The organism is Ruthenibacterium lactatiformans, assembly GCF_000949455.1.
GTDB classification, from domain to species: domain Bacteria; phylum Bacillota; class Clostridia; order Oscillospirales; family Ruminococcaceae; genus Ruthenibacterium; species Ruthenibacterium lactatiformans.
Map to the genome: position 1 here is coordinate 1 of NZ_JXXK01000046.1, position 17,251 is coordinate 17,251.

The 17,251-nt window shown below is 60.0% G+C and carries 17 protein-coding genes and 1 pseudogene; 3 read left to right on the top strand and 15 right to left on the bottom strand.

The genetic code is table 11. The features are described from left to right. Positions 1-132 precede the first annotated feature (132 nt). Positions 133-813 carry a dihydrofolate reductase family protein gene (locus tag TQ39_RS18270; RefSeq protein WP_050006600.1) on the top strand — a complete coding sequence of 227 codons (681 nt, stop codon included), beginning with the start codon at positions 133-135 and terminating at the stop codon, positions 811-813. 192 nt (positions 814-1,005) lie between these two features. On the opposite strand, the gene TQ39_RS18275 is transcribed toward TQ39_RS18270, so the two are convergent. The 5 genes from TQ39_RS18275 to TQ39_RS18295 all read right to left on the bottom strand — a co-directional run bounded on the left by TQ39_RS18275 (position 1,006) and on the right by TQ39_RS18295 (position 4,683). After that, positions 1,006-1,755 (bottom strand): GNAT family N-acetyltransferase, encoded by a 750-nt coding sequence (locus TQ39_RS18275; RefSeq protein WP_009323742.1) that lies wholly within the window; start codon positions 1,753-1,755, stop codon positions 1,006-1,008. Positions 1,756-1,834: 79 nt separating this feature from the next. Further along, positions 1,835-2,476 (bottom strand): InlB B-repeat-containing protein, encoded by a 642-nt coding sequence (locus TQ39_RS18280; RefSeq protein WP_050006601.1) that lies wholly within the window; start codon positions 2,474-2,476, stop codon positions 1,835-1,837. Between the two features lie 49 nt (positions 2,477-2,525). Next, entirely contained in the window at positions 2,526-3,302 is a 777-nt protein-coding gene (locus TQ39_RS18285; protein WP_050006602.1) for a class B sortase, read from the bottom strand. 207 nt (positions 3,303-3,509) lie between these two features. After that, positions 3,510-4,361 (bottom strand): AraC family transcriptional regulator, encoded by an 852-nt coding sequence (locus TQ39_RS18290; protein WP_050006603.1) that lies wholly within the window; start codon positions 4,359-4,361, stop codon positions 3,510-3,512. A gap of 52 nt (positions 4,362-4,413) precedes the next feature. Further along, positions 4,414-4,683: a hypothetical protein gene (locus TQ39_RS18295; RefSeq protein WP_069955779.1), complete on the bottom strand. Its 270-nt coding sequence runs from the start codon at positions 4,681-4,683 to the stop codon at positions 4,414-4,416. Between the two features lie 119 nt (positions 4,684-4,802). On the opposite strand from TQ39_RS18295, the gene TQ39_RS18300 reads away from it, so the two are divergent. Together TQ39_RS18300 and TQ39_RS18305 are read left to right on the top strand one after the other, a co-directional pair. Next, positions 4,803-5,444: an NAD(P)H-hydrate epimerase gene (locus tag TQ39_RS18300; protein WP_050006604.1), complete on the top strand. Its 642-nt coding sequence runs from the start codon at positions 4,803-4,805 to the stop codon at positions 5,442-5,444. A 100-nt stretch (positions 5,445-5,544) separates the two neighbouring features. Continuing rightward, positions 5,545-6,966 carry an MATE family efflux transporter gene (locus TQ39_RS18305; protein ID WP_242853541.1) on the top strand — a complete coding sequence of 474 codons (1,422 nt, stop codon included), beginning with the start codon at positions 5,545-5,547 and terminating at the stop codon, positions 6,964-6,966. A gap of 242 nt (positions 6,967-7,208) precedes the next feature. Here TQ39_RS18305 and TQ39_RS18310 read toward each other — a convergent pair whose 3' ends face one another. From TQ39_RS18310 to TQ39_RS18345, 10 genes and pseudogenes are all read right to left on the bottom strand, one after another. Next, a complete protein-coding gene (locus tag TQ39_RS18310; RefSeq protein WP_009323735.1) occupies positions 7,209-7,625 on the bottom strand; it encodes a YjdF family protein in 417 nt (138 codons plus the stop codon). Positions 7,626-7,786: 161 nt separating this feature from the next. Then, complete coding sequence (locus TQ39_RS18315) at positions 7,787-8,584, bottom strand: MerR family transcriptional regulator (RefSeq protein ID WP_050006605.1); 798 nt, start codon at positions 8,582-8,584, stop codon at positions 7,787-7,789. Between the two features lie 278 nt (positions 8,585-8,862). Next, positions 8,863-10,188, bottom strand: a complete 1,326-nt coding sequence (locus TQ39_RS18320; protein ID WP_050006606.1) for an MATE family efflux transporter — start codon at positions 10,186-10,188, stop codon at positions 8,863-8,865. Between the two features lie 188 nt (positions 10,189-10,376). Further along, entirely contained in the window at positions 10,377-11,360 is a 984-nt protein-coding gene (locus tag TQ39_RS18325; RefSeq protein WP_412432063.1) for an NAD-dependent epimerase/dehydratase family protein, read from the bottom strand. A 440-nt stretch (positions 11,361-11,800) separates the two neighbouring features. After that, positions 11,801-12,001, bottom strand: a pseudogene (locus tag TQ39_RS20590) (manganese catalase family protein); the annotation flags it as partial. A gap of 66 nt (positions 12,002-12,067) precedes the next feature. Continuing rightward, positions 12,068-13,621 (bottom strand): recombinase family protein, encoded by a 1,554-nt coding sequence (locus TQ39_RS18330; protein ID WP_050006608.1) that lies wholly within the window; start codon positions 13,619-13,621, stop codon positions 12,068-12,070. A 31-nt stretch (positions 13,622-13,652) separates the two neighbouring features. After that, positions 13,653-13,790, bottom strand: coding sequence for a hypothetical protein (locus TQ39_RS21110; protein ID WP_156146413.1), 138 nt, complete (start codon positions 13,788-13,790; stop codon positions 13,653-13,655). Positions 13,791-13,988: 198 nt separating this feature from the next. Continuing rightward, positions 13,989-14,459: a RidA family protein gene (locus TQ39_RS18335; RefSeq protein WP_050006609.1), complete on the bottom strand. Its 471-nt coding sequence runs from the start codon at positions 14,457-14,459 to the stop codon at positions 13,989-13,991. Between the two features lie 5 nt (positions 14,460-14,464). Next, positions 14,465-16,066, bottom strand: coding sequence for an N-acyl-D-amino-acid deacylase family protein (locus TQ39_RS18340; protein ID WP_069955780.1), 1,602 nt, complete (start codon positions 16,064-16,066; stop codon positions 14,465-14,467). Between the two features lie 13 nt (positions 16,067-16,079). Next, positions 16,080-17,201, bottom strand: a complete 1,122-nt coding sequence (locus tag TQ39_RS18345; RefSeq protein WP_242853542.1) for an alanine racemase — start codon at positions 17,199-17,201, stop codon at positions 16,080-16,082. Positions 17,202-17,251 lie beyond the last annotated feature (50 nt).

Sequence of the window (17,251 nt, forward strand, 5' to 3'; positions counted from 1 at the left end):
CTCTAACTTTTGGGGGGCACTTCAGCCGGTTGCACCCGTTTTTCTGTATCCTTTATAAAGGTTTTTCTTGAGGGACGCCCTATTCTCCCATATAATAAAACAGGACGGCAAACGACATTTTGGAGGGATAGCATGGACAGACCAATTACAACATTGTTTATGTTAATGTCCGTTGATGGCAAAATAAGCACTGGTGCGACAGACGATTTGGACATAGACAAAGACTTTCCTAAAATTGCGGGGGTTCGTGAAGGGTTGCATCAATATTATGAAATAGAGCAGACGACAGATCTGTGGTCGCTCAATTCTGGCCGCGTCCAAGCTAAACTGGGTGTCAACACAAAAGAAATGCCCGACAAAACACCCGTTTCCTTTGTAATAATTGATAATGATCATTTGAACAAAAATGGCGTACTCTATTTTTGTTCCTTAGCAAAAGAATTTGTATTAATCACGTCTAATGCAAACCATCCGGCCTTTGATGTAGATGAAAGCAATCTGCATATCATACGCCAAAATGGTCCCTCACTGAAAGAGGCACTTGCTGAACTCAAATCAGAATACGGTTGTGAAAGAATAACGATACAAAGCGGAGGTACGTTAAACAGTTTATTTCTTCATGAAAAGTTATTCGATTATGTTGATATCGTCATCGCCCCTGTTTTGATCGGCGGCAAAGATACGCCCACACTCATTGACGGAAAATCCCTGTTGTCCGAAAGTGAATTATCAAAAATTGGCGTGCTGAAGCTGCAAGAATGCATGGTTTTGAAAAAGTCGTATTTACGATTGCGTTATAAAGTGATCCACTGACCAAATCCCGATTTATCGGGATGCACCTGAAAAAAGCACGCCAAAGCTTCCCTTGCGCAAACAGGGCTTTCAGCACCAGCCCGCCGCCTTGAAGCAGGCTTCCGCCATAACGCCGGCTCTGTCTTTGCTGCGGAGCGCCTGCTCCAACTTCTTGCGTACAAAAGGCCGGGCACCCCTTTCGGATACCCGGTCTCATTTTTTCAAAAGCCTTTGCAGCGCGGCGTCGTCCAGCAGGTTCACGGTTTCAAACTTTCCTTTGTAAAATACGGCCCAGTTGTTGAAAACACAAGGCAGCTCCTTCGCCTTTTGCAGCGTATCCACCCGGACGAGGGACAGCGGCACGCCGTTCGCCCCGCAGTACCGTTCCACCCGCTCCACGCGCTGAAGGATATACGGGCACTGCATATCGTAGAAGACCGTCAGCTCCTTGTTTTCGATCTGTTGCTTTTTCGCATGGGGCGCAAAGCGGGGCTTTGTCCCGTCGAAGGAAAGCGCCAGCAGCTCATAGCCGTTTGGCGCAGTATCCACTGTCTGAAAACCGAATTTTTTTGCAAAGGCCTGGTCTGAAAGCCATGCCTTTTGCTTTTCCGCGCCCAGCATGCACACGCCGGACTTTCCTTTTGCCCGGGCGTCGGCCAGACAGTATTCCATCAATGCCCGTCCGTAGCCTTTGCCCTTGCTTTCCCCGCAGACCCACAGACAGTAGATATAGTAATAGCTGTCTCCCAGCACCGGCGTCCATGCGGTTTCAAGAGGGGCGTATTCGATGAATACCGTAGCCTTTGCGTTCAGCTTGCGGAAAATGTGGCCCTCCTTCAAGCGGTCCGCCAGCCACTGCCGTTTCGCTTCCACGCCCGGATGCGCTTTTTTGCTGCGTATGATGCAGCACAGATGTTCGCCGTCCAAATTTTCCGGCGTCAGGTTTATAAATCCGGCGTCCATGGCCTTTCTCCGCCTTTCCGTTTTTCTTTCAACAAAAGCCGCTGCGTTTGCAGCGGCTTTTTGGCCTGTCTTCTGCGATTCAGCCCCGGTAAGCCCTGCGCAGCAGCAAGGCTGCCGCCACGGCCAGCGCAAGCGCCGCAGCCAGCACGCACGCCCACAGCAATGCGCCCGTGGCCACGCCCGTCTGGGGCAGAGCCGCGCCGGAAGTTGTGTCCTGCGCGGGCACGGCCTCCCATTTTGCATACAAAATGGTATCCTGCTCCACCGTGTCCGCGGCAAAGTCCCAGGCGTCCGTCCGCGCAGCGTCCCTGTACCAGCCCTCGAACGTATAGCCCTCCCGCACCGGAGACGACGGCTCGGCGATGCGCGCGCCCTGCGTCACATTTTGCAGCGCCTCCACGGCGCTTCCGCCGCGGCTGTCGAAGGCGACGGTATATGCCGCCGGCTCCGGCTGCGCCTGAGACGACGGGGGCTGCGCCTGTACGGCCGGCGCGGACGAGGACTGCGCCGCAGACGAACCGGAGGCAGGCGCGCCACCCACCCGCAGCGCGGGAATGCCGCCGTTCAGCGCAAATACCGTCACGGCGCAGGCAAGCGCTAGCACCAGCATCAGCAGTGTGCGGCGCAGCACGCGGCGGCGCTTTTCCCGCCGCAGGTATTCCCTGCTCCATGCAAGCTGGCGCTCGGCCTCGGTGCCCTGCCGTTCTGTTTTTCTGCGCATGCCGCAGCCCTCCTTTCACGCCCCCGGAACGGGGCTTTTCTGCTTTTCCTTACGCCAGCGGGATGAGCTTCGCGCACACCACATAGCGCAGGTCGTTTGTTTTCGACGTACAGGTGCACAATGTGAGCACCCTGTCTCCCGGCGCGGGTTCCACCGGCGAGATGATATCCGACTGCGCGCGCACCCGCTCCACAAATGCCGCCATCCCGTCCGCAGAGGTGAACTCATGCACGTATGGGTACGCCCGCTCCTGTACCACGAACGCGCCGAATACCCAGGCCGTGTAGCAGCCGCCGGGCGTATGCAGCGTGAACGTGGGATTTTTTTCAAAGTATTCCTGCTTCTGATACCGCAGCAGCGGTGCGAACACACCGCCGCCCGTGTCCATATGATGGCCGAAAATAAAAGACTGGTCGTCGGAAAAGGACGCGCTGTTGGCGCTGTCCAGAAACGCCGTGCCCAGCATGTTCCGCGTCCCGTCGGGCAGATGGTCCAGATAATAAATGTTGTCCGCCCCTTGGGCTACAGGCGTATCGATGTCCCCTCCGCAGCCTGTCAGCCAGGCCGTCACGGCCGGATAATCCCGGCGCAGCGTCTCAAAGTCCACAGGGCAAGCATGGGCGGGCATTTCCGCCCCGTCTGTGCCCGCCGCGCTCTCACCGGCAGCAGGCACGGCCGTCTGCTGCATTTCCCGCGCCAGCTGCGCCGCACGGGCCGCGTCGCCGTACACGCGCCACAGCCGCCACCCGGCAAAAGCCGCCAGGGCCAGCAGCGCCGCCAAAACGGCCCAGAGCAGCACACGGTACGCACGTTTTCCGCGCGGCATCGCACCGCCCCCTTTTCTGCCGTGGAGCGCCGCGCCGCCGCGCATTTCGGCATACTATCCTAATTTTTCATTGTACACGCCGCCGGGCCCGCCGTCAAGCGGGAGTCCATGGAAAATCAAGGCACGCGGACAAAAAACGGCCGGGCGTTTCCTGCCCGGCCGGAATCTATCCTCAGCTGCGCCGTTTCCCTGCTGCGCACACGGCTCTTACCGCTTTGCGACGGGCAGCCAAACCTCAAAGCTGCTTTCTCCGGACAGGCCGTCGTCCAGGTACACTTCGAGATCCGGCGCCTGGCCCCACTCGTAGCCCGAGCCGGGCAGCCATTCCGAAACCACGCGCTTTTGCAGCTCCTGCATGGCGGCGGGCATGGAACCCCGGCCTGGAAATACGGCCCAGGTACAGGCGGGCACCACATATTCGTGCATTCCCTCGGGCGCAGGACGTGTGCTGGCCACAGCGATGTAATAATAATTTTCCGCGTCCGGCATACAGGTGCTGACGCCCAGAATCCCTTTCGGTGCGGCGTCCATCAGCAGGCACAGGCGCGGTATGGCGCCGGACGCCGCCGCTTCGCCCCAAAATTCCGGCACCCGACGGAACGAATCCTCGAAATCCGGCAAAAGCGGTTCGCGCACGCCCACGATACGGAAGGCTTCTTGTTTGATGATACGGTAATCCATTTCAGCTTCCCCCTTGACGGTGATCTTGAAGCTGATACGGGGATACGCTTTCAGGGGTGCGCCGTCCCTCTGCGCTGCAGACGGCGAAACGCCGTGCACGCTTTGAAACGCGCGGTTAAACGCCGTCGGAGACTCATAGCCATACCGCAGCGCCACATCCAGTACCCTGCCTCCGTTCTGAAGGTCGAACGCGGCCAGCGTCATCCTGCGGCGGCGCAGATATTCCGAGAGCGGCACCCCTGCGATATACGAAAACATCCGGCCGAAATGATAGACCGAGCAGCACGCCAGCCGTGCCGCGTGCTCCATATCCGCCGTACCGGCCAAATTCGCTTCCAGATATCCCAGCGCGTCGTTCATTCTGTCCAGCCATTCCATCCATATCAGCTCCTTGCATCCATCATAGCAGGGCCGCACCCGGCGCGTCCTCTCATTTTTTGCAGCAAAATGCGAGGCGTTCCCGTTTTGCCTCCGTCCCCTGTGTGCGCCGCACGGCCAGCGCCGGGAATTTCGCCGCCTGCGGGATGCATGTGGCTGCGAAGAGCACCGCTGCGCCCCGGCCCACCTTTTTGCGCCAGCGGCGCGGTACGGCCAGCCCCAGCAGAACGCCCAGAGCGAACATGCAGCACTTCAACTCGGCCAGGTCCCGCCAGCCCGCCTGCTTTGTGTAATCCTCTGCCGCCTCCAACAGGTTTTTCATCCGCCCGCCCTCCCGCTTTATTTTCTTTCAGTATAACAGAAAGCAGGCGGAGCGCAACCATATATGCTATACTATTGATAAAAACGCCGGGCCCCCGGCCCGCAGGCAAGGAGGATACAATGAACGAAGTTACGACTGCCCAAATGAAAGAACTGGAGCGCCTGGCCGACGCGGCCGGGCTCCCGTACCCGCGCATGATGGAAAACGCGGGCGCAGCCGCCGCCCGGGAGCTGATGGCCCGCGTGCCGGGCCTGAAAGCCGCGGCGGTGTTCTGCGGCAGGGGCAACAACGGCGGCGACGGGCTTGTGGCGGCGCGCCGCCTGCAAGACGCCGGTGTGGAGGTGATAGCCGTTCTGGCCGAGGGCGAGCCGGCCACACCGGACGCCGCCGCCAACCGGGAAGCCGCGCAGGACCGGGGCGTGCATATACAGACGCTGGACGGCCTGACGCTGCAGGACGAGGTTTTCATCGCCCGGGCGGACGCGCTGGTGGACGCAGTATACGGCACGGGCTTTCACGGCGCTCTGCGCCCGGCGGGACAGCGCGCGGCCGCAATGCTGAACAGCGGCCGCTTTGTGCTGGCGCTGGACGTTCCAAGCGGCGTGTGTGCGGACACCGGCGAAACAGCCGAAGGCGCGGTGCGCGCGCATGTCACCGTTGCTTTCCACGCGCCCAAACCCTGCCACCGGCTGGCAGCGGAGCAATGCGGCACGGTCGTCACCGCAGATATCGGCATTGGTGCAGCGTTGGGCGAGGAATAAGGTCTGCGGCATTCTTGTAAAACCTGTGCCGCGCTTATCGACTTCCCCGCGCCGTTGTGCTATAATCGGCTTGTTTTGAAAAAAAGGAGTGTATTTCGGCGTGGGCATCAAGAGGATCGGCGGAGGGATGGCCGTGAACCAGATCACCGAGGGAGTGATCTGGAAGCAGCTGTTGTATTTCTTTTTCCCGATTTTGTTCGGTACATTTTTTCAGCAGCTTTACAACACGGCGGACGCCGTCATCGTGGGGCAGTTCGTTGGTACGCAGGCGCTGGCCGCCGTGGGCGGCGCTACGGGCTCTCTCATCAACTTCTTCGTCAACCTGTTCGTGGGGCTTGCCTCCGGCACGACAGTGGTCATCGCGCAGGCGTACGGTGCGCACGACGCAGAGAGCGTCGGCGGTACGGTGCATACCTCGGTGGCGCTGGCTCTGGCCGCGGGGCTTGGCCTTACGGCAGCCGGCGTGGCGGCCGCGCCCTGGGCGCTGAGCGCCATGGGCACCCCGGCCGACATCATGGACTTTGCCCTCATCTATCTGCGCGTTTACATGCTGGGCACCATCCCGTCCTTTTTGTATAACGTGGGTTCCGGCATCCTGCGGGCCGTGGGCGACACCCGCCGCCCGCTGTACTTCCTCATCATCGCGTGCCTGGTGAACATCGCTCTGGATGTTGTGCTGGTTGCGGTGCTGGGCATGGGCGTGCTGGGCGCGGCTTTGGCCACCATCCTTTCCCAGGGCGTGAGCGCGGTGCTGGTGCTTGTGTCGCTGACGCGCGCGGAAACGGTGTACCGGCTGGATTGGAAGCAGGTGCGCTTCCATGGACGCCTGCTGGGGGATATCCTGCGCGTGGGCGTGCCTGCCGGGCTGCAGTCGAACATGTACGCCATCTCCAATATCCTCATTCAAACAGCCATCAACGGCTTCGGCACGGCCACAGTGGCGGCCTGGACGGCGCACGGCAAGGTGGACGGCTTCTTCTGGATGATATTGGGCGCGTACGGTATTTCCATCACCACCTTTGCCGGGCAGAACTTCGGCGCGCAGAAGTACGACCGCATCCGCAGGAGCGTACGGGTGTGCCTTGCGCTTGGCTTCGGCAGCGCTGTGCTGATGAGCGTGCTGTACTGCTCTCTGGCGCCGTATCTGCTGGGCCTGTTCACCAGGGACGCCGAGGTGGTGTCCATAGGCCTGGACATGGTGCGGCAGCTGGTGCCGTATTACTTCACATATGTCTGCATTGAGATCCTGGCCGGCGCGGCGCGCGGATGCGGCTGCTCACTGGCGCCGATGCTGATGACCTGCGGCGGCGTATGCGTGCTGCGCGTGGCTTGGATCTTTATTCTGCTTCCGCTGCGGCCCGAACTTTCCACCGTGCTGGTGAGTTATCCGGCCAGCTGGGTGTTCACCAGCGTACTGTTCATTTTTTACTATTTGCAAGGAGGCTGGCTGCGCGGACGCATCCGTAAGATGGGCTATGCGCCCGAGGAGCGCGGCCGCAAAAAAGAAGCCGGCGCGCACTGACGGAGTTTGCGCCTTTCCGCAACAGACAAAAGCACAGGGCCTTTGGCCCCGTTCGCCGCGCACGGCGCGGGGTTATTTTAAATGAAAAAGGGATTCACCACCCCTTTTTGGCGGCATTCGCCGCGTGGCTTGCACTTTGCTGCGCAAAGATGCATGGCTTTGCCACCGCCAGCTTTTTCCCCCGGACTTTTCTTTTACCTCTTTATCTTTTTCGACAGTCTGAAAAGCACAGGGGCAGGTCTTTACCTGCCCCTGTGCTTTTCCTTCCTGCGCTGAACGCGCAGGGCAAAGCGCCGCTCCCGGTCCGCCTGCTCCTGTTCCCGGCGCGCGGCGGCACGGGCCTGTTTGCCGGCACCGCGCGCCAGTGCCAGCGCCTGCTGCGCCTTCGTTCCCACGCCTTGTACGGCAAGGGAACGCCGGGCCATGCGCCGGGCACGCTTCGGGTTTTCCTCCCGGGGCCTCCGGACATCCGCCAGCGGGGGGCCAAAGTGCAGCTGCGCCCAGTTTTGCAGCATCCACTCATAGATCTCGCCGTCTTTCGGCTCCGCCCCAAACACCACACGGCAGGCCGTAAGGCCGCCCGGTTCCTCCCGCTCGTACACGCCTACCCAGAAAGGGTCCTCAAAAAACACGGTAAACGACGCCCGAGACTTCTGCATCCGTCTCTTCCTCCCTTTAGAAAATCCTTGCAGGGAACGGACGACCCGGGAGGGAAGGTTACTGACAGGGCATGCACCCCGCGCGCGGACTACCGACCGCGCCGTGTTTTTATCTCTGCCGTTTTATTATACTGCGCGCTGCGGCACTGTACAAGAACCGTTCATTCCTCTGCCCGGCAAACGGGGAACAGCACGCCCGTCTCCAGTTCCTCCGGGTCGTGCACCATGGCCTCGTCCTTGATATACCGTTCAATGGCCGGACCGCAGACTTTATATTCCGGATGATGCGCCACCCACCCACACAGGGCATCATATGCATACTTGATATTCTCATATGGGCCAGTATGCGTCACAGCCGCGAACGTGCCCGCCGGGATCACCGACACATTCGGTCCGTCCGCGTCTACAGCCGCCTGTGCTTCAACATCCATATGCTCATAAGAAAACTCCTCTCCGTGGTACCGCGCCTGTGTGGGGCCGGTACGCCGCACACCTGCCCGCTTCATTTGCGCGCGCAGTTCCGCGAACAGGTCGTGCATCTCTCCAATCTGAATGGTCCGCCGGACACTGAATACCTTCTGCGCCGGAGCCTGCATTAAGATTACATGATAAGTATCGTTTGCCATGCTGGTTCCCTCCATTTGAACGATGGCAGCTTCCATCCGGCGGATGACCCGGCGCATCTCGTTCAATTGGGCATACGCGCTTATGCGCCTCACATGGATGCGGTGTGCCAGTTCTGTTTCCGGCAGCAAAAGCAGCTCCTTCACTTCTGCCAGTGTAAAGCCATAACTCTTGAGCGTCTCGATCTTTGCCAGCGCCGGCAATTGGCCGCCTGTATAATAGCGGTATCCGTTTTCACCCATATGCGCGGGGCGCAGCAGCCCCATTGCATCATAATAGCGCAGGCTGCGTGCCGAAACATGCGCCAGATTGGAAAATTCGCCGATGGTATACATGCCGTTTTTCTCCTCTTCCGCCCGTTCCCGGGAACGGGCACGTATGGACCGGTCCTGTAACGACTATATACCTTGCCACAGTGACAAGGTCAAGGCTTTCCGAAAAAATTTTTTTGCTGCTCCGTTTTGCCGCGTCGTCTTTCCGCAGCGGACGTGCCGGAATTTTGTTTCCGTTTCCGTTGGCTGAAACGGTAAAAAATAAGGCAAACACAAAAGTGTCTGCCTCCGCTTATTAAAAGCTTCCTTTTCAGCGCATTGACGCAGAAAACCGGTGCCGTTCATCCCACGCCCCGCACGCGCATGCTGCGCAGGTACGGCACCTCCAGCAGCAGCATACAGAGCCATCCCGCAAGGCTGGCCCACGCCACGGCTGTAAGCCCCATGCGGGGCACCAACAGATACACGAACACAACGCGCACCGATATCTGCGTGAACGTGCCTGCCAGAGTGATCTTCATATCTCCCAACCCGCGAAAATACCCCTGCAGGCCGTTGGTGTACGCAGGCAGCAAATAGAAAAACGCCATGAGGAACAGATAGGACGCACCCAGTGCCACGGCGCTTTCATCCGCCCCCACGAACAGGCGCATGATAGGCGCGCGCAGCGGCAGGACGACGCAGAACAAAAGCATCCAATATCCGGTCTCCACCATCAGCCCCCGGGACAGGCCCATGCGCATACGCCCGTATTCCTTCGCGCCCCGGTTTTGGGAGACAAATGTCATCATCCCCGAGGAAATGCTTTGCTCCGGCGTAAACGCGAAATCATCCACCCGGCTGACGGCGTTGAACACCGCGATGGCCTCTACGCCGAGCCCGTTCACACAGCCCTGGATCAGCAGTTTTCCCACCGGCTGGCAGGCCTGCTGCAGCGCCGTTACGCTGCCCTGCTGCAGCGTCAGCTTCATCAACATCCTGTCCGGCCGCAGCTCTGCTCTGGTAAGGCGCAGCGCAGCAAGATTACGCTCTGTATAAATAACACATAAAATTGCAGAAAGGCTTTCGGCGAGGACGGTGGCAATTCCCGCGCCCACCGCACCCCAGTGCAGGCCTGCCACAAACGCCACGTCCAATCCGGCGTTGAGCACCGATGCCAGCGCCAGAAAACGGATGGGGGTGCGGGAATCGCCCACACTGCGCATGGCCGCCGCGTAAGCGTTGTAGACAAAGGTAAACGGCATACCCAGAAAAATGATGCACAAATATGCCCGGGCCTGCGGAAATATCTCGTCCGGAACGTTCAGCAGGCGCAGCAGCGGCCCGGCCAGCGGCAAGCCCAGCGCCAGCACCGCCGCCGAAAAAAACAGTCCCAGAAACAGCGTGGCCGCAAATTCCCGCCGCAGCTTCTCCGTATCCCGCGCGCCGAAATATTCGCTCATCAGCACCGATGCGCCGATGCAAAGCCCCGAAACGCCCAGGATGATGATGTTCATTACGGGGTTGGCCGTACCCACGGCCGCCAGGGCGCCGGTGCCGGCAAAGCGCCCCACGACGATGGAGTCCACCGCATTGTAGGCAAGCTGGAACAGATTGCCCAGAATGATAGGTACGGAAAAGCTCACCAGATGGCGCGTTACATTGCCGCGCGTCATGTCCCGAATCATGCATCAGCCCTCCCCGGCGCGGCCCGCGCCGCGCCCGTATGCTTTTCAGTATAGCGGAGCGGGCACGGGTTTTCCATTGTGATTGCAAGGCATTTTCCGCTGAGCCTTGCGATTTTTGCTCAATTTCCGCCGGAAGCGGCCGCGCCCCGCCCGGCTTTCAGCCGTGCGGGGCGTGTTTTCGGTCTGCATTAAGCGAGATGCGCGCCGTCAAATACGGCTTTGGCCGCGCTCTGCGCCGCCAGGACTCTGTCGCACCAGGTGTCGAACTCCGGATCCGGCGTTTGCAGCTCCGGGTGCGCCAGCAAATATTCCACCGCGCCGCGGATACCCTGGGCCATGGAAACGCGGGGCGCGAAATCCGGCACGAGCCGCTTGATCTTGGTGTTGTCAAAGCGTACGTTGGCGGCCTTGTCGCCCAGCAGCGGACCTTCAAAATCATAGCCCGCGGCCCGGCCGCATACGGCCAGGAATTTGCTGGCGACATATGCCGCGCACAGCGGCGCACCCATGGCTGACGCGAGCACCGCGTAGATCTGGTTCCACGTCATCCCCTCGTCGGTGGTGATGTGTACCGCAGTGCCCAGCGCGTGGGGGTTACCCATCAGACCCACAAAACCAACGGCAAAATCATCGGCATGGGTGGCCGTCCACAGCGACGTGCCGTCGCCGGGGATGATAACGGGTTTGCCCGCCCGGATGCGGGCCAGCGTCTGCCAGCAGCCGCGTGCGCCGTGCAGCGCCACCACGGCCTTGCCGCCGCAATAGGTGTGGCTGGGGCGCACGATGGTCACCGGAAAGCCTTCCTCCCGGTACCGCTCCATCAGGAAATTTTCGCAGGCGATCTTATCGCGGGAATACTGCCAGTAAGGGTTTGCCAGGGGCGTGCTTTCGGTGATGGGCAGCGCGGCCACGGGCTTCTGGTATGCCGACGCGCTGCTGATAAAAATGTACTGGGCCGCGCGCCCCGCAAACAGGCGCACGTCACGCTGGACGTCCTCCTCGGTAAAGGCGATGAAATCCACCGCCACGTCGAACCGCTCGTCTCCCAGTGCGGCCTTCACCGCAGCTTCGTCATGGATGTCCGCTGTAAGCACCCGCGCGCCCCGGGGCGCGCGGGCCGCGTTGGTGCCGCGGTTGAGCAGCGTCAGTTCCCAGCCGCGGGCCAGCGCCAGAGCGCCGACGGCTGTGCTGATGACCCCCGTGCCGCCGATGAACAATGCTTTCATGGGTCGTCCCCCTTTTTTGTGATGCTTTCGCCGTGCCTGCCGCGCAGTCCGGCGTTATGATTTTATTGTAAAGCGCCCGCGGACAAAAAGCAAGCGCGGAGGCCTTGCGGCCTCCACGCCAGCTTGGTGAAAAAGCTGCGCTTTTGCGCCAAGCTGCCTACGAACAGGGCCTGCGGCCCCGTTCGCCGCGCACGGCGGCCTTCGGCGGGCGCTTCGCTCTACACGCCTCGGCACTAGCCCTGCGGGGCGTCGCGGGGTTATTTTAAATGAAAAAGGGGTTCTCCACCCCTTTTTCAAGCTTTTTCCCCGGACGCTTCTTTTCCTTCTTTGCCTTTTTCGACAGTCTGGCGCGGAGGCCTTGCGGCCTCCGCGCATCTTTTGGCTGGTCAGCGGTCAAAGCTGGGATTGACGGCATAAAAATTGCGGCTGTCCAGGGTGTCCTTGACGGTTTCCAGCGCCTCGCCGAAGCGCTGGAAATGGACGATCTCCCGTTCACGCAGAAAACGGATGGGCGCGATCACGTCCGGGTCGTCCACCAGACGCAGAATATTGTCATAGGTGGTGCGGGCTTTCTGCTCTGCTGCGATGCGGTAAGAACAGCTTTAAGGCTTTTGCCGCGTCTGGGCTCCGTAAGCCTCGACGGGGGATAAAATTCAGAAATCCCAGTGGATCTCCACGGGAACATTCTTTGTGCCCGGGATACGCTTGCCCACATAAATATGATCGATCATTGCTTCCACTATCTCGCGGCTGAGCCGCCCGGACTTCATGTACCGCCCGGCCCGCTCTCTGCAGCCGCCGTCCGTTTCGGCCTGAGCTTCCAGTTCTTCCACCTTTTTCCTGCCTTCTGCCGCCGAGCGTTCCAGCCTGTCGCATTCGGCGGACAAATCTTTGGACAGTTCCGCATAATCTCCCTCGGATAAAATCCCTTTTACCTTATCCAAATAAAGCCCCCGGAGTCCCCGCCTGCACTCCTCCAACTTTTTTTCGCAAGCCGTAACGTCCGCCGCGAGCCGCGTTTTTTTCTGTTCCAGGTTTCCGCTGTACTCGAGTCTCCGGGCCAGCTCATCCTGATCCAGATATTCCGCATTTATCCGGTTCAGTTCGGCAGCCACTATTTCCTCCAGCCGGGCGACTGAAATAAACGAGCCAACGCAGGCATCTTTTGCAACGTGACGGTTCGGACATTTCAAGTAGTGCTTTCCGCGGCTTTTAGATGAGCGCATAGCATAGCCGCAATACATGCAACGGGCCTTTTGGGAAAACAGGCCGACCGTCCCTTCTGCAAATGGCCTGACACGCTGTTCCCGCAGCGCCTGTACTTTTTCCCATAACGCTCTTTCGATGATCGGTTCGTGCGTTCCCTCCACCCGGTACCACTGTTCCCTGGGACGCGGCCTGTTTTGCTTTGTCTTGTAAGAAACGCTGCCGTATTTTCCCTGTACCATATTGCCGATATATATTTCATTTTCCAGCATATCGGCAATGGCAGAATATTTCCAAAGTGTGCTGTTTTTTTTCGTGGGCTGCCGATACCGCAGGCCATGCCGACGCTTGTATTCCGTCGGGTTTGGAATGCCCCGGTCGTTGAGCAGCCGGGCGATGGCTGTCTTACCGTATCCTTGTGAAAACAGCGTGAACACCTCCCGCACCACAGCAGCAGCCTCTTCGTCTATCACAAGTCGTCCTTTCTGTTTTGGATCTTTCTGATATCCGTACAAAGCAAACGCGCCGATATGAAATCCATTTTCCCGACGGCTGTCCAGCACGCTGCGGATGTTGTCCGACATATCTTCCAGATACCACTCGTTCACGAGCCCGTTGATCTGCCGAGATTTTTTGTTTCCTTTGCTGGCGGTGTCCGCGTTGTCAACGATGCTTACGAACCGTATCCCCCAGGCGGGGAACAAACCGTGGATGTATTTTTCCACCAGTTCCAGTTCACGGGTGAACCGCGACTGTGTCTTGCACAGCACGATATCGAATTTGTGCTGCTGCGCGTCCCGCAGCAGACGGTTGAATTGCGGGCGCCGCCTGTCCGCGCCTGCATAGTCGTCGTCACTATAAATGTCGAAAACGTCCCATCCCTGTTCCATCGCATATTGCAGCAGCATCGTTTTCTGGTTCTGAATGCTTCCGGAATCGCAGGTTCCGGCCGGCTTGTTCCTGTCTTCCTCCGACAGTCGGCAGTAGAGCGCCGCTTTCACGGCTTTGCCTCCCCGCGCGGGCCTGTGCCCATCATTCTGGACGTGCGCGGGCCGCACCTCCCCCTTCCCGGCTGTTGATCAGCTCGGCCCATTTCTGTGCGAGCCGTTCCGCCGAAGGTTTGTCTCCATTTTTAAAGACACTTTTGCAAACGGTATGTTCTTCCGCCATATGCCTTTCCTCCTTTCAAGCGATGGACAATACATTTTATGCCCGGCGGCATGTCCGTTATGGCTCCGAACGCATTGTGAAAGGAGCAAGAAAGACAAAGCCTTCGGCAAAGGGGCCTGTACCCCTTTGCCGAAGGCTCTTTTCACGCACGCGCGGCAGCTTATGCAATTTTTTTCGGAGCAAGCGCCACAAAAGCGGTCACGGTGATACCGTATCCACCTCAAACAACGCTTCCGTTTCCACGGGGATGTTGCCCGGCAGCGCGTTCACGCCGATGGCGGAGCGCGACGGCAGGCCCGCTTCCTCTCCCCAAAGTTCCAGCAGAAGCTGAGTGCCGCCGTTGGCCACTGCGGGCTGCTCGTGAAAGTCGTCGGCGCTCTGTACAAAAGTGGTGATTTTTACAGCGCTTTTTACGCGGCGCAGATCGCCCACCGCTTTTTCCAGCGCAGCCAGCACGTTCAGCATGCAGGCGCGGGCATAAACCTGTCCCTGTTCCACGGTGACCTCTTTGCCCAGCCTGCCCGTCACAGGCCCGTCGATCACCGGGCCGCAGCCGGAAACATAGAACAGGTTTCCGCCAAACTTTTTGCAGGAGGAATACAGCCCCCCCTTTGCAGGCGCGGCAGGCAGCTCCACGCCCAATTCTTTCATCTTTTCGTAGATATCCATTTAACTCATCCTTTCTTGTCATCGCGGCGCAGGACTCTGCCCGCCCGCGTTTTGCACATTTCCCCGTCCCGCAGCGCCAGCTGTCCGCTCACATAGGCACGCCGAAGCCCGGCGGCGCAGTGCTTCGGTGAGGCATATGTCGCCGTATCTGTAAAGTCTTCAGGACGGAATACCAGAAGATCCGCCGCAGCGCCCGGCCGCAGAACGCCCCTGCCGCTCAGATGGGCCCGCTGCGCCGGCATCGCAGTCATCTTGTACACCGCCTGCTCGAACGAGAGCACACCCTCCTCCCGCACCAGCTTGCGCAGCATCCGGGGAAACGCGCCGTATAGCCGTGGATGCGGATTCCCGCCCCCGCCATACAGCGCGTCGGAAATCAGCGCCGTATACGGCAGACGTGCCACGGCCTGAACATCCTCCCATGCCATGCTCAGCACGATGATGCCCACTTTACCGCCCGCCCGGGCAATCAGCTCCGCCATCAGGTCCGCCGGATCCCCACAGCCGTGCATCTGCGCTGCCCGGACAAAGTTTTCCCCCTGATACCGTGCGTATTCCGCTCCCTCCACCGAACTGATGAGGATGCGCTCCCATCCGATGGAGGTGACCATATTGTCCCAGCCGGGATGTTCGCGGTAAAGCTCCTCCCGCAGGCGCGCAGCACCCTCATGCCCCGCAAAGAACGGCGGCGGGTATTCCGCCAGCGTTGGCGGCAGCAGCGACAGCAATGTAGTTGAACCTCCGTCATAGGGATAAAAATCCGCCGTAACATCCTGCCCCTGCGCACGCGCAGCCTCGATACACTCCACGGCCCGAAAAATTTTATCACGCCAGTTGTGTACGCCTGTGGCTTTAAAATGACTGATATTCAGGCGGACCCCGGCGCGGCGCGCGATCCCGATCACTTCCCGGACCGACTCCACCAAACTGTCCCCTTCGCCGCGGATATGCGTGCACAGCAGCCCGTCACGCAGGGCGACCGGGCGCAGCAGCGCATTGTATTCCGATGGAGCCGTGTAGCATTCCGGGCGGTACATGATACCCAAAGATGCGCCGCAGGCGCCGGCCTCCATCGCCTGGTCCACAAGGGCTACGGCCTGTTCCAGCTCCCGCTTCGTAAACGGCTGGGCGGAAAAGCCCTTTACCGCGCAGCGCACCGCCCCGATGCCGGCAAGAAAGCCCAGATGGAGCGGCAGCTCTGTCTGCTCCAGCGCACGCACATAGCCCGCATAACTATTATAGCATACATGCGGCGGTACCTTTCCCACTACCGGCTCGATATATTCATAAAACTCCCCGTGCCTGCTTACATCCAGCGGTACCGGAGCTAGGCCGCAATTACCGGCCAGCGCGCAGGTAATGCCCTGTGCTAACTCCACCCGGCCGAAATCCGCGTCCCGCAGGGGCGCGGCGTCGCAGTGGCGGTGAATGTCCACGAAGCCCGGCGTCACCACACACCCGGAGGCATCCACCGCAGGGATATCGGACCCGCCCGCGTCCACACCCACCGCCATAATTTCACCGTCCCGCACCCATACATCCGCCTGGGCCGGCGGCGCGCCTGTCCCATCATACACAAGGCCGCCGCGCACGACAAATTCATCCACAGACATCCCTCCTTTATACCGTCATCCCGCGGGCGTCCACGGGATGACGCGTCAGACGGCCATTCTCCAGCAAATATACCGCATTTTGCTGATTGACCGCCGTACAAACGTGGATGGGCACCAGCGTAAGGACGTCGCCCACCTTCAGCTTCGTTTGCCCGCAGGCCGCCGTGAGGATTCCGTGCTCTTCGTTCATCCGGCTCAGACACAGATCCGGCCTGCCCTCCACCGCCGCATAGCCCGGATAATAAAAAGGCGGGGTGTTCAGCGGGATATCCGTGGCAAAGGTTTTGCTGCCGCCATCCAACACAGCGTATTCTCCGTGCTGCACGCTCACCACCGTGGCGGCGTACCGCACGGCGATCTGCTCGGGTTCCGCCACATGTTCGCCGCATAGCATCTGGTCTTTAAAAATATACGTGCCGGGACGAACCTCGGTGACCAAGCCCGTTTGGGCTACGGCCACACCGGTCGGGGAAGACCCCGCGCTCACATCCTGAATGGCTACGCCCGCCGCACGAATGCTGCGCGCGGCCTCGGCCATCATCTCGCCCTCTTCTTTTGCGGCAAGGATGTTGTCCTGCGTGGGCGCGCCCTGGTAAATAAGCCCTTTGAAAGTGTAGATGCCTGTGAGCCGCAGCCCCGGCATTGCGGCGATACGCTGCGCCAGCGCCGCCGCATGTTCCAGCGGTACACCTGTCCGGCCTGCCCCGGTGTCAATCTCCAGACGCACTTCCAAGCACAGCCCCGCCGCTTGTGCCGCATCGGACAGCTCCCGCGCGCACTCCCAACTGTCCACCGCCAGAATCAGGCGGTCCAGCTTGGGCGCAAGCGCCAGCGCGCGCCGGATACGAAATGCTCCCACCATGGGATATGCGATAAAAATGTCCCGCAGGCCGCCCGCCGCCATCGTCTCGGCCTCGCTCACCTTGGCGCAGGTGATGCCCTGCGCACCCGCTTCCACCTGCATGCGTGCAAATACCGCCATCTTATGGGTCTTGATGTGCGGACGCAGCGCACAGCCCGCAGCGTCTGCGGCCGCCTGCATGGCCTCGATGTTCCGGCGCGCCTGCGCCACGTCGAGGATCACGCACGGCGTCTCCAGCATCGCAAGCTGTTCCTTTGTCAGTTTCATACTTCTCCCCCCTCCCGGCGTTTCATGCCATCCAATCCTTGAGGTTCAAT